Annotated in this window: 20 protein-coding genes; 7 read left to right on the top strand and 13 right to left on the bottom strand. The window is 73.8% G+C overall.

The window, feature by feature from the left end:
- Nucleotides 1-485: 485 nt before the first annotated feature.
- Nucleotides 486-1,112: a TetR/AcrR family transcriptional regulator gene (locus ACFV04_RS37185; RefSeq protein ID WP_360254311.1), complete on the bottom strand. Its 627-nt coding sequence runs from the start codon at nucleotides 1,110-1,112 to the stop codon at nucleotides 486-488.
- A gap of 272 nt (nucleotides 1,113-1,384) precedes the next feature.
- On the opposite strand from ACFV04_RS37185, the gene ACFV04_RS37180 reads away from it, so the two are divergent.
- The 4 genes from ACFV04_RS37180 to ACFV04_RS37165 all read left to right on the top strand — a co-directional run bounded on the left by ACFV04_RS37180 (nucleotide 1,385) and on the right by ACFV04_RS37165 (nucleotide 5,017).
- Nucleotides 1,385-2,143 (top strand): SDR family oxidoreductase, encoded by a 759-nt coding sequence (locus ACFV04_RS37180; RefSeq protein WP_380535358.1) that lies wholly within the window; start codon nucleotides 1,385-1,387, stop codon nucleotides 2,141-2,143.
- A complete protein-coding gene (locus tag ACFV04_RS37175) occupies nucleotides 2,140-2,925 on the top strand; it encodes an SDR family oxidoreductase (RefSeq protein ID WP_380535356.1) in 786 nt (261 codons plus the stop codon). Before ACFV04_RS37180 ends, ACFV04_RS37175 begins: the two co-directional genes overlap by 4 nt.
- A complete protein-coding gene (locus ACFV04_RS37170) occupies nucleotides 2,922-3,893 on the top strand; it encodes an NADPH:quinone oxidoreductase family protein (RefSeq protein ID WP_380344359.1) in 972 nt (323 codons plus the stop codon). Before ACFV04_RS37175 ends, ACFV04_RS37170 begins: the two co-directional genes overlap by 4 nt.
- A gap of 176 nt (nucleotides 3,894-4,069) precedes the next feature.
- Nucleotides 4,070-5,017, top strand: coding sequence for an ADP-ribosylglycohydrolase family protein (locus tag ACFV04_RS37165; protein WP_380344362.1), 948 nt, complete (start codon nucleotides 4,070-4,072; stop codon nucleotides 5,015-5,017).
- A gap of 106 nt (nucleotides 5,018-5,123) precedes the next feature.
- On the opposite strand, the gene ACFV04_RS37160 is transcribed toward ACFV04_RS37165, so the two are convergent.
- The 6 genes from ACFV04_RS37160 to ACFV04_RS37135 form a co-directional block, all read right to left on the bottom strand.
- The gene (locus ACFV04_RS37160; protein WP_380535354.1) at nucleotides 5,124-5,897 is read right to left on the bottom strand and encodes a L,D-transpeptidase family protein; all 774 of its coding nucleotides are present in this window, start codon (nucleotides 5,895-5,897) and stop codon (nucleotides 5,124-5,126) included.
- A 65-nt stretch (nucleotides 5,898-5,962) separates the two neighbouring features.
- Nucleotides 5,963-6,790: a hypothetical protein gene (locus ACFV04_RS37155; protein WP_380535352.1), complete on the bottom strand. Its 828-nt coding sequence runs from the start codon at nucleotides 6,788-6,790 to the stop codon at nucleotides 5,963-5,965.
- A complete protein-coding gene (locus ACFV04_RS37150; RefSeq protein ID WP_380344371.1) occupies nucleotides 6,777-7,301 on the bottom strand; it encodes a SigE family RNA polymerase sigma factor in 525 nt (174 codons plus the stop codon). The genes ACFV04_RS37155 and ACFV04_RS37150 overlap by 14 nt, the downstream gene beginning before the upstream one ends.
- Before the next feature lie 292 nt (nucleotides 7,302-7,593).
- Nucleotides 7,594-8,040 (bottom strand): hypothetical protein, encoded by a 447-nt coding sequence (locus tag ACFV04_RS37145; protein ID WP_380535350.1) that lies wholly within the window; start codon nucleotides 8,038-8,040, stop codon nucleotides 7,594-7,596.
- Nucleotides 8,041-8,208: 168 nt separating this feature from the next.
- Entirely contained in the window at nucleotides 8,209-10,107 is a 1,899-nt protein-coding gene (locus ACFV04_RS37140; protein ID WP_380344377.1) for a putative Ig domain-containing protein, read from the bottom strand.
- A gap of 390 nt (nucleotides 10,108-10,497) precedes the next feature.
- Nucleotides 10,498-11,316, bottom strand: a complete 819-nt coding sequence (locus ACFV04_RS37135; RefSeq protein ID WP_380535360.1) for an NAD(P)H-binding protein — start codon at nucleotides 11,314-11,316, stop codon at nucleotides 10,498-10,500.
- 81 nt (nucleotides 11,317-11,397) lie between these two features.
- Here ACFV04_RS37135 and ACFV04_RS37130 point away from each other — a divergent pair, with 81 nt between their 5' ends.
- Together ACFV04_RS37130 and zapE are read left to right on the top strand one after the other, a co-directional pair.
- Nucleotides 11,398-11,811: a winged helix-turn-helix transcriptional regulator gene (locus ACFV04_RS37130; protein WP_380344383.1), complete on the top strand. Its 414-nt coding sequence runs from the start codon at nucleotides 11,398-11,400 to the stop codon at nucleotides 11,809-11,811.
- A gap of 268 nt (nucleotides 11,812-12,079) precedes the next feature.
- Nucleotides 12,080-13,213 carry a cell division protein ZapE gene (zapE, locus tag ACFV04_RS37125; RefSeq protein WP_380344385.1) on the top strand — a complete coding sequence of 378 codons (1,134 nt, stop codon included), beginning with the start codon at nucleotides 12,080-12,082 and terminating at the stop codon, nucleotides 13,211-13,213.
- A gap of 28 nt (nucleotides 13,214-13,241) precedes the next feature.
- Here the strand turns inward: zapE and ACFV04_RS37120 are convergent, their stop codons facing one another.
- From ACFV04_RS37120 to ACFV04_RS37095, 6 genes are all read right to left on the bottom strand, one after another.
- A complete protein-coding gene (locus tag ACFV04_RS37120; RefSeq protein ID WP_380535347.1) occupies nucleotides 13,242-14,519 on the bottom strand; it encodes an alpha/beta hydrolase family protein in 1,278 nt (425 codons plus the stop codon).
- Nucleotides 14,520-14,648: 129 nt separating this feature from the next.
- Entirely contained in the window at nucleotides 14,649-15,491 is an 843-nt protein-coding gene (locus tag ACFV04_RS37115; protein WP_380535345.1) for an amidohydrolase family protein, read from the bottom strand.
- 116 nt (nucleotides 15,492-15,607) lie between these two features.
- Nucleotides 15,608-16,840 (bottom strand): acyl-CoA dehydrogenase family protein, encoded by a 1,233-nt coding sequence (locus ACFV04_RS37110; protein ID WP_380344394.1) that lies wholly within the window; start codon nucleotides 16,838-16,840, stop codon nucleotides 15,608-15,610.
- 3 nt (nucleotides 16,841-16,843) lie between these two features.
- A complete protein-coding gene (locus tag ACFV04_RS37105; protein ID WP_380344396.1) occupies nucleotides 16,844-17,872 on the bottom strand; it encodes a phosphotransferase family protein in 1,029 nt (342 codons plus the stop codon).
- A 166-nt stretch (nucleotides 17,873-18,038) separates the two neighbouring features.
- The gene (locus tag ACFV04_RS37100) at nucleotides 18,039-18,827 is read right to left on the bottom strand and encodes a hypothetical protein (protein WP_380535343.1); all 789 of its coding nucleotides are present in this window, start codon (nucleotides 18,825-18,827) and stop codon (nucleotides 18,039-18,041) included.
- Complete coding sequence (locus ACFV04_RS37095) at nucleotides 18,811-20,040, bottom strand: hypothetical protein (RefSeq protein WP_380535341.1); 1,230 nt, start codon at nucleotides 20,038-20,040, stop codon at nucleotides 18,811-18,813. The genes ACFV04_RS37100 and ACFV04_RS37095 overlap by 17 nt, the downstream gene beginning before the upstream one ends.
- A 476-nt stretch (nucleotides 20,041-20,516) precedes the next feature.
- On the opposite strand from ACFV04_RS37095, the gene ACFV04_RS37090 reads away from it, so the two are divergent.
- On the top strand, nucleotides 20,517-21,800 hold the full coding sequence (locus tag ACFV04_RS37090) for a hypothetical protein (RefSeq protein ID WP_380535339.1): 1,284 nt from the start codon (nucleotides 20,517-20,519) through the stop codon (nucleotides 21,798-21,800).
- Nucleotides 21,801-21,832 lie beyond the last annotated feature (32 nt).

The raw sequence follows: 21,832 nt of genomic DNA, 5'->3' as shown, positions 1-21,832 counted from the left end.
TTTTATACTCGCCCGGTTCGGCCGGGCCCCCCCCCCCCCCCCCCGGGGCCCCCGCCCCCCCCCCCCCCGCGGCGCCCGACAGCCGGCCCCCCCCCCCGACCTAGCGGGGGGGGCGCCCTGGCGTGCTGCTCAGGAAGCCCGGTGTTCAGGCGGCCCGGTGGAACACCGGATCCGCTCGCCGGAAGGGCATCACCGCACCTCCCCTTCTCCGACCGCCCGGGCCGGTGGTCGCTCCCGTCGGTGGTCGCTCCCGTCGGCGCCGCCGGTCGGGAGGCGTTGTCGCCGTGGGACGTGGTCGCCGGGGGAGGTGTTCTGCTTCGATCCGCGGTGTCGGGACCGCGGTGGGAGTGCGCCGGGGAGGGCCCGCGGTGTCACCCGTGAGCCGCCCCCGGGCGCTGTACGCCTTACGAGGCACACGTACGTCGTATACGAGTCTGCTCGCACCCCCACGAGCAGGTCAAGGGCGAGCCGGGCGGCCTGTCGCCTCAGACCCGGGCGCCCAGCATCCGCAGCACCAACTCGCCGTAGCGGCGGCCGAGTTCCTCCGGCGTCTCGGTCGACCGGTCGGTGTACCAGCGGGAGACGTCGATCCCGAGCGAGGTGACCGCGCGCGCCGCCGTCCGCACCTCCGAGACCTGGAAGTCGCCGGCCGCCGCGCCCTCCTCGATCAGCGCGCTGACCTCGCGCTCGATGTCCAGCCGCAGCGCCGCGACCACCGCGTAGGCGTCCTCGGGCAGCGCGTGCAGCTCGTAGTTGACCACCCGCCCGACCGTCCGGGCCCGGGCGTGCCAGGCGGTGAACTGCTCGACCAGCCGCCGCATCCGCTCCGCCGGACCGCCCCCGCCCGCCACGGCGTCCCGGACCAGAGCCAGCGTGGCGGCGTGCCCGGCCCGGCTGATCTCGGCCAGCAGGGCGGCCTTGGACTGGTAGTGGATGTACAGCGCGGCCGGGCTCATCCCGGCGGCGGTGGCGATGTCCCGGGTGGTGGTGGCATGGAAGCCGCGCTCCGCGAACGACTCGACGGCCGCCTGGAGCAGCCGGTACGCCGCCTCGGGGCGGGTGTCGGCGCCGGGCAGGGTCGGCCAGAGGTCGGCCATCGGGGTGCTGGTCATGGCGTCATCCTCCCAGAGACCCGCACGGGAACTCGTACAGGTTTTCCCACCGATCGCCGGACGGCACCGGCGGACGGTCGGCAGGCTGTTGACAGGCTCCCGCACCGACAGCATGCTGAGCAAGCGCTTAGTCAGCAAGCGCTCGGCCGCCGCCTCGGTCGTCGCCCCGGTCGCCGACGAGACCCGTCGCGGTCCGGGTCCGTCGGGGTCCGGGTCCGTCGGGGTCCGGGTCCGTCGCGGTCGAGACCCCCGTGGGAAAGGCAGGACGCTCCGTGGTGCACTCCTTCAAGGGCCGGGTGGCCGTCGTCACCGGATCGAGCCGGGGCATCGGCCTCGGCATCGCGCGCGAACTGGTCGACCGCGGCGCCAAGGTCTGCCTCACCGCCCGCAGCCCCGAGCCGCTGGCGCAGGCCGTCCAGGACCTGGGCGGCCCGGAGAACGCCATCGCCGTCGCGGGCAAGGCCGACGACCCGGCACACCAGGAGGAGGCCGTCGCCCGCACCCTGGAGGCCTTCGGGCGGCTCGACCACCTGGTCAACAACACCGGTATCAACCCGGTCTACGGGCCGGTCCTCGGCACCGACGAGGCCGCCGCCGCCAAGATCCTGGCCGTCAACGTGCTCGGCCCGCTCGCCTGGACCCGCCGTGCTCACGCCGCGTGGATGGGCGAGCACGGCGGCTCGGTCGTCAACGTCGCCTCCATCGCCGGCATCCGCGCCTCCGCCGGGATCGGCATGTACGGCGTCAGCAAGGCCGCGCTGATCCGGCTCACCGTCGAACTCGGCGCCGAACTGGGCCCGCAGGGCATCCGGGTCAACGCCGTCGCGCCCGCCGTGGTCAAGACCAAGTTCGCCGAGGCGCTGTACGAGGGCCGCGAGGAGCAGGTCGCCGCCGCCTACCCGCTCGGCCGGCTCGGCGTCCCCGAGGACATCGCCGGCGCGGTCGCCTTCCTGCTCTCCCCCGACGCCGGCTGGATCACCGGCCAGACCCTCGTCGTCGACGGCGGAGTCACCCTCGGCGGTGGCATGTGACGGCCGAGCTCGCGGACCGGGGCGTCGTCGTCACCGGCGCCGGTCGGGGCATCGGGGCCGCGCTGGCCCGGGCCTTCGCCGCCGCCGGGGCCCGGGTCGTGGTCAACGACCTGGACGCCGACGCCGCGCGCGCCGTCGCCGCGGACTGCGGCGGCACCGCCCTGCCCGGTGACGCCGCCTCCGCCGCCGGCCTCGCCGACCTGGTCGACCGGGCCCGCACGGCACTCGGCGAGATCGACGTGTGGTGCGCCAACGCCGGCGTCGCCCCGGTCGGCGGGGCCGACGCGCCCGCCGCCGCCTGGGCGAGCGCCTGGGAGGTCAACGTGCTGGCCCACGTCCGGGCCGCCGACCTGCTGCTCCCCCGCTGGCTGGAGCGCGGCGAGGGCCGCTTCCTGTCCACCGTCTCCGCGGCCGGGCTGCTCACCATGCTGGGCTCCGCACCGTACGCGGTCAGCAAGCACGGGGCGCTCGCCTTCGCCGAGTGGCTGTCCGCGACCTACCGCCACCGGGGTGTACGGGTGCACGCGCTCTGCCCGCAGGGCGTGCGCACCGACATGCTCGCCTCCACCGGTGCCGTCGGCGAGGCCCTGCTCGCGCCGACCGCGTTGGACCCGGAGGACGTCGCCGAGGCGACGCTGACCGCGCTGCGCGAGGACCGTTTCCTGATCCTGCCGCACCCCGAGGTCGCCGAGTACTACCGCGTCCGGGCCACCGAGCCGGACCGCTGGATCGCCGGGATGAACCGGCTCCAGCAGGGGCTGGAGAGGAGTGAGGCGCTGTGAGGGCCTGGCAGGTCGCGGAGCTCGGCGAGCCGGAAGCGGTGATGCGGCTCGTCGAGGCGGTGCCGCGGCCGGTGCCCGGTCCCGGTCAGCTGCTGGTCCGGGTGCGGGCCGCCGCCGTCAACTTCCCCGACGCGCTGATGGTGCGCGGGCAGTACCAGGTCCGGCCGCCGCTGCCGTTCACGCCCGGCGTGGAACTGTGCGGCGAGGTCGCGGACGGGCCGCGGCGCGGCGAGCGGCTGATCGGGAACCCGGTGCTGCCGCACGGCGCCTTCGCCGAGTACGCGCTGCTGGACGCCGCGGCCGCGTTCCCGGCACCCGGGGCGCTGGACGACGCCGAGGCCGCAGCACTGCACATCGGCTACCAGACCGCGTGGTTCGCGCTGCACCGCCGCGCCCGGCTGCTGGCCGGCGAGACCCTGCTGGTGCACGCGGCGGCCGGCGGGGTCGGCAGCGCCGCCGTCCAGCTCGGCCGCGCCGCCGGGGCCCGGGTGATCGCCGTGGTCGGCGGCCCGGCCAAGGCGGAGGCGGCCCGTGCACTCGGCGCCGACCTCGTGGTGGACCGGACGGCCGGGGACTTCGTCACCGCGGTCAAGGAGGCGACCGGCGGGCGCGGCGCGGACGTGGTCTTCGACCCGGTCGGCGGTGACGCCTACACCGGCTCCGCGCGGTGCGTCGCCTTCGAGGGCCGGATCGTCGTGGTCGGCTTCGCCGCCGGGCAGATCCCCGCGCCCGCACTCAACCACGCCCTGGTGAAGAACTACGCGATCCTCGGCCTGCACTGGGGCCTGTACAACACCCACGACCCGGGCGCCGTCCGCGCCGCGCACGACGAGCTGACGAAGCTCGCCGAGCAGGGCACGGTCCGGCCCCTGGTGAGCGACCGGGTGCCGTTGGCGGGGGCCGCGGACGCCGTCCGGCGGGTCGCCGGCGGGCTGAGCACCGGCCGGATCGCCGTCCTCGGCGACTGACCGTCACCGGGTCCGCCACCGGCCTGCCGCAGCCGGGTCCGCCACCGGCCTGCCGCAGCCGGGTCCGCCACCGGCCTGCCGCAGCCGGTTCCGCCACCGCCGGTCTGCCGCAGCCGGGTCCGCCTTCCCACGGAAACCTGGCTGCGGCAGGCCCGGAGTCCTGCCAGGATGCCCGGATGACATCCTTTTCCGCCGCTCGCGACTCGTTGGAGGGCCTGGCCCTCGGGGACGGATTCGGGGAGCGCTGGTTCCCCCTCTTCCGCTCGCCCCGGGAGGCGTTCGAGCAGATCCGGGCCCGGCGCACACCGGAGGAGGGGCCCTGGCACTGGACCGACGACACCGCGATGGCGCTGTCGGTCTTCGGGGTCCTGACCGCCTTCGACGCGGTGCACCAGGAGCGGCTGGCCCAGGCTTTCGGGGCGACCTACCGGGCGGACGACGGCCGCGGCTACGGGTACGGCATGCACGTGCTGCTGCCCGAACTGGCCGCGCAGCCCGCGAGTTGGCGCACCAGGGCGCACGGGCTGTTCGACGGCCAGGGCAGCCTCGGCAACGGCGCGGCGATGCGGGTGGCCCCGCTGGGCGCCTGGTTCCACACCGACCTGGACGAGGCGGCAGAGCAGGCGGCGCTGTCCGCCGAGGTCACCCACGCGCACCCCGAGGGCGTGGCCGGGGCGGTGGCCGTCGCCCTGGCGGCGGCCCTCGCCGCGCGCGGCCGCACCGGCCCCGCGCCCGTCGGCGCCGAGCTGCTGGCCGAGGTCGCCGACCGCACCCCGGCCGGCGCCGTCCGCGACGGGCTGCGACGGGCCGGCGAGCTGTCCCCGGCGACCGAGCCGTGGCGGGCGGCCGACCTGCTCGGCAACGGGCAGCAGATCCGGGCGAGCGACACCGTGCCCTTCGCCCTGTGGTCCGCCGCGCACCACGTGGACGATCTGGCCGACGCCCTGTGGACCACCGCCGAGGGCCTGGGTGACGTGGACACCACCTGCGCCATCACCGGCGGCGTGGTCGCCGCCCGCACCGGCCTCGCCGACGTGCCGCAGGAGTGGCTGGCCTGCCGCGAACCGCTCCCCGACTGGGTCGCCGAGGCAGAGGCGGAGGCAAGGGCGGAGGCGACTGACTGACTGACGGATCGTCAGGAGGTCGTCCGGCCCTGCCGCGACCGGGACGGGTTCCGCGCGGGGAGCCGCCCGGGCGGGTGGACGCTGAGCGCGCCGGGCGGGCGGACGCTCAGCGGGCCAGCGCGCGGGCGTCGCCCATCACCACCACCGGGTGCAGCGCGGGGTCGAGGGCGAGGAGCAGTTCGCGCATGCGGTCGGTGGTCAGTCCGATGCAGCCGTGGGTGGGCCCGCCGTGGTCGACGTGCAGCCAGATGCCTCCGCCGTACCCCGCACCGCGCGGGCGGCGCCGGTCGAGCGGGGAGGAGCCCGGTACGCGGTTGTAGTCGATGGCCACCACGTAGTCGAAGGCCCCGGCGAGCGGCTCGCCCGCGAAACCGGTGCCGGAGATGTCGAAGGCGTCGGAGCGGTCGTAGGGCAGCCGGGTGCCCGGGTCGGGAAGGCGCCCGCCGGCGTCGCCGAGGGTGAAGACGCCGATCGGCGAGCGCAGGTCGCCCTCGTGGTGGTCCGAGGTCCAGCCGTCCCGGGCGTTGCGGGTGGGCCAGGACGGTCCGGCGAGCCAGCCGTCGCCGTCGTTGCGGTAGAGGACGGCGCGGCCGGTCGTGGCGTCGGGGCCGTCCCCGGTGACGACCAGTGCCTGCCTGGTCCCGGCGGGTACGCCTGCCAGCAACTTCGGCCCGACGCCGGGGAGTTGGCGCGGAAGCTCGGGCGGCGCGGGTCGGGCCGCCGGCGCCACCGCGGGCGCGGGCGGTGCGGGCGTGAACGGTGGGGGCGTGGGGGTGTCGGGGACGGCCGCGGCCGGTGGCGCGGGCGGCCCGGCGGTAGCGGGCGCGCAGCTCACCAGGAGCAGCGCCAGCCCTGCGAGGGCGCGACGGGGTAGGGACATGGCGGTTCGGCCTTCGGGAAAGGGGTTTCAGGAGGAGGACGTCGGGTGGAAGGGGGCGGGCCGGATCAGCCGCGCGGGGCCTTCGCGGGCGGCCGGTCGTTCCCGGTCGTCCGGATCGAGTCGAGCACCTGCCGTACCTGCAGCAGCGTCGATTCGGACGGCTGGCGCAGGCACGCCTCCAGCTCGATCAGTGCGGGTGCACCGTCGCGGACGATGCTGCGGCGCCCGACGAGCGCCCGGGTGCCGCCGTCCATCGCGCAGAACGCGGGGGGCTGCTCGTCGGTGAGGGTGACCGGGCTGCCGGGGGCCTGCTCGATCCGGCTCGGGTCGTCGACCAGTTGGAGGACGAGGAAGGCGCCGTCAGCCGCGAGCGGTCCGAGGGGGGCGCAGACACCCTTCGACGGGCAGGGCGTCGCCCCGAGCGGCTCGGTGGCGATGAAGCCGATGCCGTCACGGGGGTTGCCGGTGATGCCGTCGCGGGAGTGCCAGCCGTACGGCACCTCGACGACCAGGTCCGGGAGGGACGCGAAGCGGGTGGCCGACCCCGGGGGCACGACCATGCCGGACGGCTCCCCCGCCGGTGCGGGCGAGGCCGGGGCAACGGCGGACGGCGCCCCCGCCGGCCCCGCGGCCACCCCGTGCTCCGGTGCCGGTGCGATGGCGGGCGCGGCCGCCAGGACCGCGGCGAGCAGCCCGCCGGTCAGCCCGGCGCCGAGCCCGGCGGCCCGCCGCCGGCGGCTGGTCCGGGCGACCCGGGCGCGGACCCGGTCCATCCGGTCCTCGGGGGCCGCCAGGTGCGGTGCGGCCTCGTGGAGCAGGAACCGCAGCTCCTGCGCCACCTCGGTGTCGGCGGGCCGGTGACCGTCCGGGTCCAGCAGGTCAGATCCGTTCACGGTGTCCTCCGTCCAGCAGCAGCTCCCGGGCCGGCAGCCGGCCGCGCAGTGCGGCCAGCGCGTGGTGCGTCTGGCTCTTGACCGTTCCGGTGCTGCAGCGCAGCGCCTCGGCGGTCTCCTCCACGCTGAGGTCCTCGAAGAAGCGCAGCACGACCACGGCCCGCTGGCGCGGCGGCAGTGCCCGGACGGCCTGGGCGACGACCTGCCCGAGCACCACGTCCTCGTACGGGTCCGCGCCCGGCGTCGGCCGGTCCGGGAGTTCGTCGTGCGGCAGTTCCCCGGTCCAGCGGCGGCGCCACCAGGAGACGTGGCAGTTGACCAGGACCTTCCGCAGGTACGCCTCGGGCCGGTCGATGGAGATCCGGTCCCACTTGGGCCAGACCTTGGCGAGCGCGGTCTGCAGCAGGTCCTCGGCCTGGTGCCGGTCGCCGGTCAGCAGCCAGGCCACGCGCAGCAGTTTCGGGCCGCAGGCGGCGACGAACTCCTCGAAGCCCGGTGTCGCGTCCCTCATCGTGCTGTCCCCGCCATGGTGTCCGTGCCGTTCCCGTCAACTGCGGCGGCCTGGTGGGCCGCGTCCGTCGTGTCATTCTCACGGCTGCTGAACGCGATGGGTGACGCACCTGGTTGTACGCCTGGTGGAAGAATTTTTCGGCGGGTCGAGGCGGAGCGCCCGACGGCCGGGAAGCGGCCGGGACTTGGCCGGGCGGCGGGCGGGCGACCGGCCGGCGGCACCAGGACGGCCCCGCTCCCCGGGTGACCGAGGGCACACCGCCCGGTGCCCGCCCCGGCGGCCTCCCCGGGCCTCAGCCGGTGACCTCCACGGTGACCTCGTAGGTGCGCTGGTCGGGCGGGCACGCGCGGGCCTCACCGCAGATGGTGCGGGTGGCGGTGAGGCGGGCGGTGCCGGGGGCGTGGGCGGCGAAGGTGGTGGTGACGGTGCCGCAGCCGCCGCCGGGGCGGCAGGAGGGGGACGGGACGGTGGCCGGGGTGCCGCTCGGGGCGGCGACGTCGGGGGCGGAGCTGGTGGCGGCGGACCAGTAGGTGGTGTGGAGCGCGAGCGTGACGGTCGTGCCGACGGCCACCTTCAGGGTGGTGTGGTCGGCGTGCTCGTCCACCGTGACGGCCCCCGGGCTCGGGGTGCCCTGGGCGGGGGCGGTCGCCGAGGGGCCCGTCCCGGTGGAGGCGCAGCCGGTGAGGGCGAGCAGGGCGGCGGTCAGCGCCAGGGCGGCGGCGGGTCTTCTCGGGTTCACGGGGGTTCCTTCTGACGGTGTGCGAGCGGTACCGGTTCGACGTACCGACGGCCTGATCGGATCCCCCCCGGGACCGGATGTTTCCCCGGGGTCGGATCCCCCCCCGGGGTCGGAAACGGCACCGGGGCGGGCGCTGGGCCCACCCCGGTGCGTTCGGCGCGGTCGTCGTCAGGAGACGGTCACGTCGTCGTAGTAGGTGTAGGTCGGGTCACCCGGGTAGTTGTCGTCGTGGTTGCTCAGGGTGAGGGTGTAGGAGTGGCCCGGGGTGACGGTGGCGGTCTTGTTGGTCCAGGTCCCGGTGGTGGTGCAGGTCTTGGCGAGCACCGTGGTGGTGGTGCCGGTGGTGTTGTCCTTCAGGGTGGCGGTGGCCCAGTCGTAGGTGACGGTGTCGTCGCAGGTGTTGCTGTACCAGAAGGACACCTTGCTGGAGCCGGTCGGCGCGGTGAAGGTCTGGGCGATCGAGGAGTCTCCGGTCGGGTTGGTGGAGCCGACCATGGCGCCGTAGCTGCCGCTGTGGGCGGCGGAGGCGGGGGCGGAGGTGGAGCCGGCGGCGGTCCAGCCGGTCAGGTTGCCGGTCTCGAAGGTGCCGTTGGTGACGGCGGTGCCGCCGCCTCCGGAGGTGGACTCGGTCCAGCTGAAGCCGGTGCTGCCGACGGCGCCGGTGGTGTCGGTCGCGGTGACCGTGACGCTGGAGGTGCCGGCGGCGGTCGGGGTGCCGGAGATCAGACCGGTCGAGGAGTTGATCGACAGGCCGGCGGGCAGGCCGGTGGCCGAGTAGGTCAGGGTCTGGCCGGTGGCCGAGTCGGTGGCGTTGATCTGCAGGCTCGCCGCGGTGCCGACGGTGCCGCTCTGGTTGCCCGGGTTGGTGACGGTGACCGCGTTGCCGTGGGTCAGGATGGCGTGCGAGATCGCGCAGGAGTTGGTGTCGTTGGACCAGCTGGCCTGCTCGGCGTAGCTGCCGAAGGTGCCGAAGGAGACGTTGGCGGCGCCGCCGGTGCTGCCGGGCCGGATCCAGGCGCACTCGTCGGAGTTCTCCTGGCCGTTGTAGCTGCTGCCGGAGACGTGGTTGGTCCAGCCGCCGGCCGGGTTCTGGTCGGACATCATCTCGTGCCACTCGTGGCCGAGGGTCATCGTCCAGCCGTCCAGCGTGCCGGGCGAGTTGACGAAGCCGACGCCGCAGTTGGAGCCCGCGTCGATGTTGTACGGCTGGTTGGAGAAGGCGATGTCGCCGTAGGGCGAGCTCGCCGCACCGCCGGTGAGGGTGGTGTCGCCGTTCCAGTCGTGCCAGGCGCAGTACCCGGTGCTGGGGTTCTGGTAGTCGTCCGGGTTGGTGCCGTGCGGCGACAGGACGATGTAGTACGCGTCCCGGTTGGCGGCGGCGGTGGTGTTGCCGAAGTGGCCGGCGGCCTTGACCGCCTCCTGGGCGAGCTGGTTGCCGGTGGACTGGCTCGGCGAGGCGCCCGCGTTGTCGTACCAGACGCCGGACAGGACGCCGCCGCTCTGGTACGGGATGAAGTTGGCGTTGGACGGGCAGCTCACGGCTCCGGTGGCGACGTTGGGGCCGTCGCACCACTGGGTGAGGTCGGCGGACCAGGTCTCGCCGTTGGTGCCGATGCCCTTGAACATCTGCTGGGTGGCTCCGGCGGCTCCGGCCGAGTCGCCCGAGAACTTGGCGTTGCCGTTGGCGTCGGTGCTCTGGGTGCCCCACTGGTTGCCGTAGAACACCAGGTAGACCTTGGAGTGCCCGCTCTGCACGCCGATGCCGTCGACGCCGCCGCCGTAGGACAGCGTCTGCTGGCCGGTCGCGGCGGCCTGGTTGCGGGCGGCGAGCCACTTCTTGTAGTTCTCGTGCTGGGACATGCCGGGAACCGCGCCGTGCCGGTAGGGGTGGCCGTTCTGCGGGCTCCAGGGGTTGAACTCGTTCGCGGTGCTGCTCTGCGAACCGGAGATGTCCTGCGCGGAGGCCGGACCGGCGGCGCCGGCCAGGCCTGCGGCGGCGAGCGCGAGCGACGCCAGTCCGGTGATCGCCGCGTACTTCGCGCGACCGGTTCTGGGGGAGTGACCCATGGGTGAGGGTGCCTCTCTCTTCTGCCGACCGTCCCGCGGCCTTGAGGGGGCCGGGGACGATCCCTTTGTGGGGGTGAGCGGGCGGCGGATTTCCGCGGGAGTCAGGTCCGGTCGAATTCCTTCGCACACCCGGAATTGACTGGCCGTCGGTTCTCCGCTGCCTGCTGGGCTAGAAGGAAAGCAGGGCTGATGAACACCGGTCAACGGCAAAGGGTAAGGGTCGATTAAGAAACGCGTCGAAGCAGGTCAAGCGTTATTGATGACATGGATTCAACGCGTGTAGCCATTCACTGAATACGGCCCGGAATGCCAGTCGGCATTCAGTGAACCGCGTTTCGGGACAGCTCTCCTGACGGGAAATCCCCGCCCTGCGGCCGCCCGGATTCCTCATCACCCGCCGACGATGACCTCCAGGGCCGGGCGCGGCGGGCGGCCGAGCAGTGCCGCGAGGTCGCCCGGCCCGCCCGGCCCGGCCAGGAAGCCGTGGGCGATCGCCGAGCAGGTGCCCACCAGCATCGGCACCTGGAAGTCCTGCGCGCCCGAGGCCGCCAGCGCCGTCCGGGCCTCGGCCAGCCGCCCGGGCCGGTACTCGGCGCCGAGCGCCCCGGCCACCTCCGCGCCGCCCAACGCCCGCTCCCCCACCAGCTCGTACGTCCGGCCCGCGTGGGCGTCCGGGTCGAGCGCGACCGCGGCCGCCACCTCGGCCAGGTCGGCCCGGGCCACCGCCGCCACCCGCCCGTCCCCGAGCGGAGCGCCGATCACCCCGTCCGGCCCGGGGGCGGCGATCACGCCCAGGAGTTCCGCGTACAGGCCGTTGCGCAGCACGGTCCAGCGCAGGGAGGCCGACGCGCGCAGCCGGCGTTCGGTCCAGCGGTGGGCGAGGGCGTAGGGCAGGTGGTCGCCGTCGCCGGAGAGGCTGGTGTAGACGACGTGCCCGACGCCCGCCCGCTCCGCCGCCCCGATCGCGGCGCCGTGCCGGGCGATCACCACGTCGTCCTCGGCGGCGCCCGCCGAGATCAGCAGCAGGGTCCGCACCCCGGCGAAGGACGCGGCCAGCGTCTCCGGCCGGTCGAAGTCCACCAGCCGGGCGGCACCTCCGGCCGGCACCCGCTCGGGAGTGCGGCTCCCCGCCAGCACGCCCTCGCGGCCGCCCAGCCTCTCCCACACGAGCGTGCCCAGGCCTCCGTTGACACCGGTGACGAGCAGCATGACGTTCCTCCAGGAGTGATCGTTCGTCGGCAACGGGACCATCCTCGATAGCCTGGGCGTCCGGCGTAAGGAGGCACATTCATGTCAGCAGGGCACACCGCGGTAACCACCCCCCGCGCAGCGGTCTGGTGCGAGGACGGCGTGGACTGCGGGATCCGCGACCTGCTGGACCGCCTCGGCGACAAGTGGTCCGTCCTTACCGTCACCGAACTCGCCCAGGGCGTACGGCGGTTCCGGGAGCTGCAGCGCGCCCTGCCGGGGATCTCCCAGCGGATGCTGACCCTGACGGTGCGCCGACTGGAACGCGACGGCCTGGTGTCCCGGACCGTCCACCCGACCGTCCCGCCGCAGGTCGAGTACGAGCTGACCCCGCTCGGCCACAGCCTCACCCACCTGGTCCGGGCGATGGCCGACTGGTCCTACGACCACCACGACGCCATCGTCACGTCCCGGCAGCGGTGGGACGCCGCGAACCCCGGCTCGGAGATCCGCTAGGGCTTGTCTGACAATTCGCGTCGCATCAGCGCGCGGCGTTGGGCGCCCGGCTGGGCGTGCCGCCGGAGCGTCCTCGTACTGGACGTACTTGGACGATTCGGCGGTGCGTCCAGCCGGGATGCCCGGCGTCGTGCGCGCGGCGGGAATTGTCAGACAAGCCCTAGGGCTTGGTCAGGGCCCGGACCGGATCCGGGGTGGCCCCGGCACTCCCCCACCCCCAGGTGGGCGCCGCGGGGGCGGTTCTGAGGCCCTGTTAGGGTTCGCGGACGTGACGGACAAGGCGACGAAGCAGTACGAGGCGATGCTGGCGCACTTCGGGCGGGCCGCCGAACAGCGGGGCTTCGCCGTGGATCCCGCGCAGCGGCCGGCCGCGGAACGGCTGTCCCGGCTGGCCGGAGAGCTGGCCCGCACCGGGCTGCTGGTCCGCCGCCCGCCGCGCCACGTCTACCTGTGGGGCCCGGTGGGCCGGGGCAAGAGCTGGCTGGTGGACACCTTCCTGGACGGCCTGGCCACGCCCCGCAAGCGGCGGCTGCACTTCCACGACTTCTTCCGCCGCCTGCACGAGGGCGTCGCCCTGCACGCCGCCGACCCGCACCGGGATCGGGCCGGTGAGCGGGTGGCGGCGGTCGACCGGGCCGTGGACGAGCTGCTCGGTGACTGCCGGGTCCTGGTCTTCGACGAGTTCCACGCCCATGACGCCGGGGACGCGATGCTGGTGGCCCGGCTCTTCCGGACCCTGCTGGAACGCCGGATCACCCTGGTCACGACCTCCAACTACCCGCCCTCCGGGCTGATGCCGAACCCGCTGTACCACCACCTGTTCGAGCCGACGATCCGGCTGATCGAGGAGCGGATGGACGTGGTCGAGGTCGCCGGCCCGGTGGATTTCCGCCGGGAGCGCCCAGCGGCGAACGCCCGGTCGGGGGGCGGGCGGTCGGCGGACGGGCGGCCGACGGCCGACGCCCCGCAGCGCTTCGCGCAGGGCGCCCGGCTGCGCACCGGCGACGAGGACGGCCTACGCGCGCTCGGCCTCACCCCGCCGACCGCCGACGAGGCGGACGAGGTGCCGGTGCACGGCCGCCCGCTGCGCGCGGCGGCGGCCCGCGACGCCGAGGCGTGGTTCGGCTTCGCCGAGCTGTGCGAGGGGCTGACGTCCGCGGCCGACCAGCTGGCGCTCGCCGAACGCTTCCCCACCCTGGTGCTCACCGGCGTACCGCCGCTGGCCGACGCGACCCCGGACGGGCGCCGGCGCTTCGCCGACCTGGTGGACGTCTGCTGCGACCGGGACGTCCGGCTGGTGCTGATCGGCGCCGACCCGGTCGACGGGCGGGCCGGCGACGAGGGTCTGCTGCGCGACCTGGACCGGACGGCCAGCCGGCTCGCACTGCTCGGATCCGGCTGACCGGCCGGGCGTTCGGCTCCGCCGGCCCCTACCGCTCGTACGCCATCTCCGGGAAGCGCGGCGAGGGCCCGTCCAGCAGGTGGTCGTCGTGGCCGCGCAGCCAGCGGTCGAAGAAGGAGGCCACGTACGAGCGGGTGGCCAGTTCGGCGCGGCCGGGGCGGATGTCGCCGACGTCGTTGCGCAGCTGCTCGGCGTCGAGCGCGCCCTGACGGGCGAGCTGGGGCAGCAGGGGCTGCCCGTCGGTGTACGAGCCGTGGCGGGAGCCGGTCAGGGTGAAGTCGGCGTGCCAGCCGGTGCTGTGCTGCCACAGCGCGTTCCAGCCGGGCTGCTCGCGGTAGGCCCCGGAGTCGTCGCTCCCGGTGCCCATCAGCAGGAACGGCCGGTCCAGGCCCTCCTCGGCGACGCTGGGCAGGAACACGCCGGTGTGACCGTCGGGGCCGGGGAAGTGCAGTTGGCCGTCGAGGTTGACCCCGGCGGCGATCCGCGGGTCGTCGTGCATGGTCTGGAGCGCGGTGAAGCCGCCCGCCGAGTGGCCGACCATGCCGACCCGGTCGAGGTCGAGGGCCCCGGCCAGGCCCGCCGGCAGGCCCTTGCGGCCGCCCAGCCCGGTGAGTTCGTCCAGCACGAACCGGGTGTCGGCGACCCGGGTGGCCATGGCCTTGCGCAGCACGGCGCCGATGTCCAGATCCGGCCGGCCGAGCATGCCGGGGAGCACCGAGGGTGCCAGGTCCCCGCCGGGGAAGGCGACTTCGGAGGCCTCGTAGGTGTGGTCGACGGTGACCACGACGTAGCCGCGCGAGGCGAGGTCCTCGACGAGCGCCGTCCCCCAGGTCCGCGGGTCGCCGAGGCCCGGCGAGTACAGCACGACCGGACGGCGGCCGCCGGGCAGCGCCGGGGCGTCCTTCCGGGCGTGAGTGCGGATGCCGGACCAGTCGGTGCGTCCGGGCTCCGTCCCGTAGTTGACCCGGGCGAGGCCCTCGGCTCCGCCGAAGTGCGCCCCGGCGGCGGGCTCCATGTACGGCGCGCGGTCGCCGGGGCCGGCCGGGCGGGAGGTCGGGTACCAGAGGCTGATCATCAGCTCGCGCCGGTGCCCGGGCTGCCAGGGGTCGTCGCGGTCGGCGTCGGTCAGGTGCAGGGCGGTGGTCCCGATCGGGTACGGCCCGGTCGGCTCCGGCAGCCACGCCCGCGCCTGCCGCCCGGCGCCGCCGTCCTGTGCCGCCGCCACCGCCCCGGGCGCGCCGACCGTGCCCAGCACCGCCGTCGCCGCCAGCAGGACCGCCGCCACGGCCCGTCCCCCACTGCCCATGGTGTTCCTCCACGTTCCGTTTGATCGAACACGCAGGACACTACGGGCGCAACGGCCGCCGGCCGTCATACCAGGGAGCCAACCGTCCCCTGAATACCCGGGTATGACACCCCTACGGGTCAGCGCACGTCACCGGACGCCGGGATCGGGGCTCGGCCAGTCGAGGACGGTGCGCACCGTCCGGCCGAGGAGCCACTCCTTGTCCTCGGCGCCGAGCCGGCCGCTCTCCCGGAGCGCGAAGAGCTCGTCGGCCCAGCTGTGGTCACCGGTGATCGTGGTGTGGTCGCTCGCCCACATGACGCGCTCGCGGCCGAAGGCGGCCAGGACGTCGAGCAGCCGGTCGAGGGCGGGCGTGAAGGGGTACTCGTCGGTGCCGAACACCTCGGGCCCGTGGGCCCACTTGACCAGGATGTTGGGCTGGTCCGACAGCCGGAGCACGTCCTGGAACTCCCCGTCGTCCGCCGGCATGCCGATGTGGTCGAGGACGACGGCGGTGTCCGGGTGGGCCTTCGCGTAGGGGCGCAGCAGGTGGCCGTTGCGCGCCGTCATCGCGAAGACGGGCAGACCGTGGTCGGCGGCGGCGTCGAACACCGGCCCGTAGTCGCCCCGGGCGAGTTCCCCGAGGTCCCCGTCCCCGGCAGCGACGATCCGCACCGCTCGGGCGTGCGGCGCCTCGGCCACCGCCCTTATGCCGGCGGCGAGTTCGGGGTCGCGGTGGTGGACGCGCAGCAGGTAGGCGAAGCGTTCCGGATACCGGGCCGCCGCCGCTTCGGCAGCGGGTGCGGTCGGCCGGAACGCGCGGGCCCCGGGGAGGGCGACGGCCGGCTCGGGGTGGCCGGTGTCCGCGTCGAAGCCCGCGAACTCGTCGATCACCGCCGCCCGGATGCCCAGCGCGTTCATGGCGGCGAGGGTCTGCTCGGCGTCCGGTGTGCGGTGCAGGTGGATCTGCGCGTCGACGACGTCCAGGGCCATGGGCGGGTGCCTTTCGCGGGAGTCGGGGAAGGGGCCGGGCGGGGAGGCCCCCCGACGGGGACTACCCCGGCACCGGCCCCGCCCACACCCGCCGCCGGGCCCCGACGTCCGGCGGCCTACCGGCGGTACGGCTTCAGCTCCCGGCGGGCCAGGGAGCGCTTGTGGACCTCGTCCGGGCCGTCCGCGAGGCGCAGGGTGCGGTTGCCGGCCCAGAGTTGGGCGAGCGGGGTGTCCTGGCTGACGCCGGCGGCGCCGTGGGCCTGGACGGCCTTGTCGAGGATCCACTCGACGGTGCGCGGGGTGGCGATCTTGATCGCCTGGATCTCGGTGTGCGCACCCCGGTTGCCGACGGTGTCCATCAGCCAGGCGGTCTTCAGCACCAGCAGGCGCAACTGCTCGATGCGGACCCGCGATTCGGCGATCCAGTCCTGGACCACGCCCTGCTCCGCCAGCGGCTTGCCGAAGGCGACCCGCTCGGCGGCGCGGCGGCACATCAGTTCCAGCGCCCGCTCGGCGATGCCGATCGCGCGCATGCAGTGGTGGATCCGGCCCGGACCGAGCCGGGCCTGGGCGATGGCGAAGCCCGAGCCCTCCTCGCCGATCAGGTTGACGGCCGGGACCCGCACGTCCTCGAACAGCACCTCGGCGTGGCCGCCGTGGTCGGCGTCGTCGTAGCCGAAGACCGTCATGCCGCGCTTCACGGTCACGCCGGGGGTGTCGCGCGGGACGAGCACCATGCTCTGCCGGCGGTGCGGCTCGGCGGCGGGGTCGGTCTTGCCCATCACGATGAGGATCCGGCAGTCCGGGTTCATCGCGCCGGTGATGTACCACTTGCGGCCGTTGACCACGTACTCGTCGCCGTCCCGCTCGATCCGGGTGGCGATGTTGGTGGCGTCCGAGGAGGCCACTTCCGGTTCGGTCATCGCGAAGGCGGAGCGGATCTCGCCGTCGAGGAGGGGCCGGAGCCACCGTTCGCGCTGCTCGGCGCTGCCGAACTGGGCGAGCAGTTCCATGTTGCCGGTGTCGGGGGCCGCGCAGTTCAGCGCGGGCGGGGCAAGCTGGGGGCTGCGGCCGGTGATCTCGGCGAGCGGGGCGTACTGCAGGTTGGTGAGGCCGGCGCCGTGCTCGCCGGGGATGCTGTGCTTGTCCACGAAGAAGAGGTTCCACAGGCCCTGCTTGCGGGCCTCGGCCTGCAGGTCGGCGACGACCGGCGGGACGGCCCAGGGCGCGCGGGCCGGGTCGGCGAGCTGGGCGGCGAGGACGGCCTCGGCGGGGTGGACGTGCTCGTCCATGAAGGCGAGGAGCTGTGCGCGGAGCTCGTTCGTCCGGGCGTCGTACGCGAAGTCCATCGGTCAGTTCTCCTTGAGGGTGCTCAGGCCGTGGCGGGCGAGGACCGGGGCCATCTCGCCGGCGCGCTCGAAGCCCGCGCCGAGGGTGCGGCCCTGCTGGAAGCGGAAGAAGATGCCCTCGGCGACGGCGGCGAGCTTGAACGACGCGAAGGCGACGTACCAGTCCAGGTCGGCGGCCTCGCGGCCGGTCGCCTCGGCGTACCTGGCGACGATCCCGTCGGGCTTCGGGAAGCCGGGGGCGGTCATCGCGGAGGGGATGATGCCGCCGCCGACGCCGGCCAGTTCGGTGTACATCACCAGGAGGCCGATGTCGGTGAGCGGGTCACCGAGGGTGGACATCTCCCAGTCGAGGACGGCGGTGATGGTGTCGCCGTCGTCGACGAGGACGTTGTCGAGGCGGTAGTCGCCGTGCACGAGGGCGGGCGCCGGGGAGACGGGCAGCCGTTCGGCGAGCAGGGCGTGCAGCCGGTCCGCCTCGGGCAGCTCGCGGCTGCGGGACGCGGCGAGCTGCTGGGACCAGCGGCGCAGCTGGCGCTCCAGGTAGCCGTCGGGGCGGCCGAAGTCCTCCAGGCCCACCTGGGCCGGGTCGATCCGGTGCAGGGTGGCCAGGGTGTCGACCAGGCGACGGCCGAGGGCGGCCACCCGCTCCGCACCGAGGGCGGCCAGCGGGGCGGCGTCCCGGTGCGCGGTGCCGGCGACGTGCTCCATGAGGTACCAGGGCGCGCCGAGGACGTCGGTGCCGTGGTCGATCAGCAGCATCTGCGGGACGGGCACTCCGGTGCCGCGCAGGGCCGACATCACCCGGTGCTCCCGGCCCATGTCGTGCGCGGTGGCGAGGACGTGCCCGAGCGGCGGGCGGCGCAGCACCCAGCGGGAGGTGCCGTCGGAGAGGAGGTAGGTGAGGTTGGAGCGGCCCCCCTCGATCAGCTCGGCCCGCAGCGGGCCCCGGACGGCCCCGGGCAGCCCCCGGTCCAGGTGGATCCGGAGCCGGCCCAGGTCCAGGCCGGGCGGGTCGACGGGCGTCTCGGGCATCGGACGGCTCCTCGGGAACGGCGGATCGTTGACTAAGCGCTTGCTTAGCATTCAGCCGGGAGATCCCTCCTGTCAATGGCACGACCCAGCGGGCCGCACCGGCTCGGGGGGTCGCCCACGGCGGCCTCGCGGCCCGGACCGGCGGGCCTTCGGCCTCCGTCCGGGCTCAGACGGGCGGCATCAGGTCGCTCCCGCTGACGGTGTACGTCAGCGGGGGGTAGACGAAGTCGGTCTCCCGGTTCTCGCGGCGCCGCAGCCGGTAGAACTCGTGGCTCTGCTCGTCGTCGGCCGGCGTGAGGCGCGCGCCCTGCGGCAGGTACGCGTGTCCGCCGCGGTACCGCACCAGGGTCTTCGACGTCCGGAACGTCACGCCCAGCCACTCGTTGTCCGCCGCCCCGCCGGGCGCCTCCAGCACGATCCTGTGCCTGAGTCGCCGATTCGTGTCGACGGAGAACGCCACGACACCGTGGTGGGCCAGGGGGATCTCGAACTTCTCGCCGCCGGCCACCGACTCCTTCGATTCGAAGATCAGCTTCCGTGGCGGGCCCGCTTCGGGATGCCGGTAGCAGGAGAAGACCGCGATGAACGACCCGTCGGCCAGATCGAGGGCCTGGTCGGAATGGCCGCCCATGGTCGTGTAGGCGTTCGTGTAGGTCTCGACGAGGGCGTTGTTGAACCCGACCGGCAGCGCCGCACACTCCTGGACCTGCCGCGCCAGCCGTTCGTGCACCGCCCGGAAACGCTGCGCCGGGCTGCCGTACCGGGTGGTGGTGCGCACCAGCGGCACACCGCCCGCCTCGTCGACCCCGACGAGGACGGCACCCCGCCGGCCCTTTCCCACGTCCTCCCAGCGGGTCGACGCGGACAGCGCCGCGAAGAGGTCCTCCTCGGTCGGCACGGCGTACGAGCGGATCTCGTCGCGGATCTCGTCGCGGATCCTAGATTCGGGGGGCATCGTAGTCCCCCGTGTTCATGCTGAAGAGGAATTCGTCGCCGTAGTCGACGAAGGACGAGGTGCGGTTCTCCTCGGCGTACAGCCTGCGCAGCTCGTCCATGCCGTCCGGCGTGGGCGGCCCCAGCTTCACCAGGCCTCCGGCCACCTTGAGGAAGGTGTCGCCGTCCTTGTTCACGGCCTCGGCGCTCGAACAGCGCACCACGTACCCCAGGCGGGTGGGCAGCAGCTCGGCGTCCAACGCCGAGGGCCGGATCTCGTGCGTGTAGAGGCGGTTGGTGGACAGCGGCATGAAGAACACGGAGCCGGGATGGAGGGTCAGGGTGAACTGCGCGGGCAGCGCGGCCTCGTCGCGCTGCACCGATGGGTCCTTGAGGCGGAACCGGATCCCGGTCAGCCCGCTGACGCCCTTCACCCCGCGGTCGAAGGCGTCCTCGGCCAGGGGCTGCAGGCCGTCGAGCCGGTCGTAGAACGTGCAGAAGGCCATGATGCCGTTGACGGGCATGTCCTTGGTCTTGTCGGCGTGCGCGGAGATCCTGGCCTTGGACTGCTTGCGCCCTTCCGTGGCCCGGGTGTTGTGGTAGATCTGGGCGAGGACGTGGTTCAGCGGCGCCTGGTTCCGGAAGACGGTGGCGGCCTCGCCGTTCAGGGCCTCGACGATGCGCGTGTCCGTCGGGCCGAAGCCCTCGGTCGGCCCGGAGAGGTTCGTGGAGCACCGGAGCAGGCGGAAGTGCAGGTCGTCGCCGTCGCGCGTGACGGGCGTCAGGTAGATTCCGCTGCGGTGGGCCGATCCGGGCTTGGTGGACTCCGTCAGGGACTGGAACACGTGCTCGGCGCGGATCCGTCCGAAGTGGTCGGTGTCCGGCCCGAAGAAGCGGCGGTAGTACACGCCGACGCCGTGCACCCGGACGGGCACCCGGCCGAGGTCGACGAGGGTCCAGGCGTCGTCGACGCCCTCGCGGTGACCGTGCGACAGCTCCCGGATCACGAACACCCGGGCGGCCGGCCGCAGGTGGCGACCGCTGATCCCGGACAGGTCGCCGCACAGGTAGACGGTCTTCTGCGCGAGGTCGGGCACGCCGGAGGCGAGCTCCTCCGGCGTGATCGTGGACCCGAAGAAGTCCCTGATCAGGTCATCGCCGTGCAGGGCCGAAGGCGCGACCAGGACGTTGCCCGCGTCGTCGATGCGGGCTTCTGCCGGCTCTGCTGTGGACATCAGGCGGTACCTGCCATTCGCGGATCGTCGTGGACGTCAGGGGGCACCCTGCCGTGCGGCGGCTGTCGGACGTCGCCGAACCCACCGGCGGCTCATGGGTCGGAGTTCCTCCCGGGCCCTGCGGATCAGGTCCAGGGAAGCCGCTCTGGTCAGCGCGTCCACCGGCAACCGATCGTAGGCCCTTTCCCACGCCCTGACAGTCCCGTCTTCCCGTACCACGGTCCAGGTGGCGACCCGGGCGGCTCCTCCGACCGGATCGAACGCTTCTGCACCGTCGCTGCCGTTTCGGCCTTCCGGGCACGCAACCTTCGGTCCGTCATGAATCGTGACACGTAGGGGAGTTCGCTGCTGATCGGGGGCCTTATACCGGACCGGCTCCCGCCTCGACAGACATCGGTCGAAAGTGTTCTGATGCTCACACAGTAAGGATCATTAACGAACACCACCTGACCGATTGTCAGAGAAGTGGGGGCACGGTGCGGACTGCTCGGGGTACGGCCGTCCTGGCGGCGGTGGGGGTCCTCTCGACCCTCGTCCTGGCCACGGGAGGGCCCGACGCCGGGGACAGACCGAGCGCCGCCGGCACCACACCCTCCAGCCCCACCCCCGATGCCCCGACCGACGACCCCGCCGAGGTACCCGCCCCGGCGGCGGCCCCGGCCCCCGCCCCCACCCCGACCTGGGACGGCCAGGTCAAGGTGCTCGGCGACGGCTCCACCTCGGACACCGGCCCCCAGCCCAAGCAGCCGAAGCCGGAGAAGCTGAAACCCGGCGAGAAGCCGCCGCAGTTCGTCGTCTTCTCCTGGGACGGCGCACTGGAGGGCGACGACCACCTGTTCTCCCGCTTCCGCACCCTGGGCGCGCAGAACAACGCCCAGATGACGTTCTTCCTGAGCGGCATCTACACCCTGCCCAAGTCGAAGCGGACGCTCTACCACCCCCCGCAGCACGACGTCGGCGCGGCGTCCATCGACTTCGCGACCAACGCCCACATCAAGGACACCCTGGAGCAGCTGCGCCTGGCCTGGCAGGACGGCAACGAGATCGGCACCCACTTCAACGGGCACTTCTGCGGCCCGCAGAGTGGCGGCGGTGGCGACTGGTCCACCGACGAGTGGAAGAGCGAACTCGACCAGGCGGTCTCCTTCGTCACCAACTGGAAGACCAACACCGGTTTCAAGGACCTCCCGCCCCTCCCCTTCGACTACACCAAGGAACTGGTCGGCGGCCGCGCCCCCTGCCTGGAGGGCCAGAAGAACCTCCTCGCGGCCGAGAAGGCCACCGGCTTCCGCTACGACGCCAGCTCCCCGGGCGAGTTCCAGGTCTGGCCGGTCAGGAAGGAGGGCATCTGGAACTTCCCGCTGCAGATGCTGCCCTACCCCGGCAGGACCGCCCAGAGCCTCTCCATGGACTTCAACTTCCTCGCCGGCCAGTCCGGGAACACCACCAAGGGCGACCCGAAGAAGTTCGACACCTGGGAGAAGGAGACCAGGGACAGCTACCTCGCCGGCTTCGAGCGGGTCTACAACGGCAGCCGGGCCCCGCTCTTCATCGGGAACCACTTCGAGGACTGGAACGGCGGCATCTACATGCAGGCCGTCGAGGACGTGATGAAGGACGTCTGCAAGCGGGACGGCGTCCGCTGCGTCTCCTTCCGCCAGGTCGCCGACTGGCTGGACGCCCAGGACCCCAAGGTGCTCGACAGGCTGCGCCAGCTGGACCCCGGCCAGCCTGCCGACTGGTCCCGCCTGGTCAAGTGAACGACCGGCCCGGGCGGCCGCGGGTTCCGCGG

This window comes from Kitasatospora sp. NPDC059599, assembly GCF_042735125.1.
Classification (GTDB): domain Bacteria; phylum Actinomycetota; class Actinomycetes; order Streptomycetales; family Streptomycetaceae; genus Kitasatospora.
This window is presented reverse-complemented; position numbering and strand designations above follow the sequence as displayed.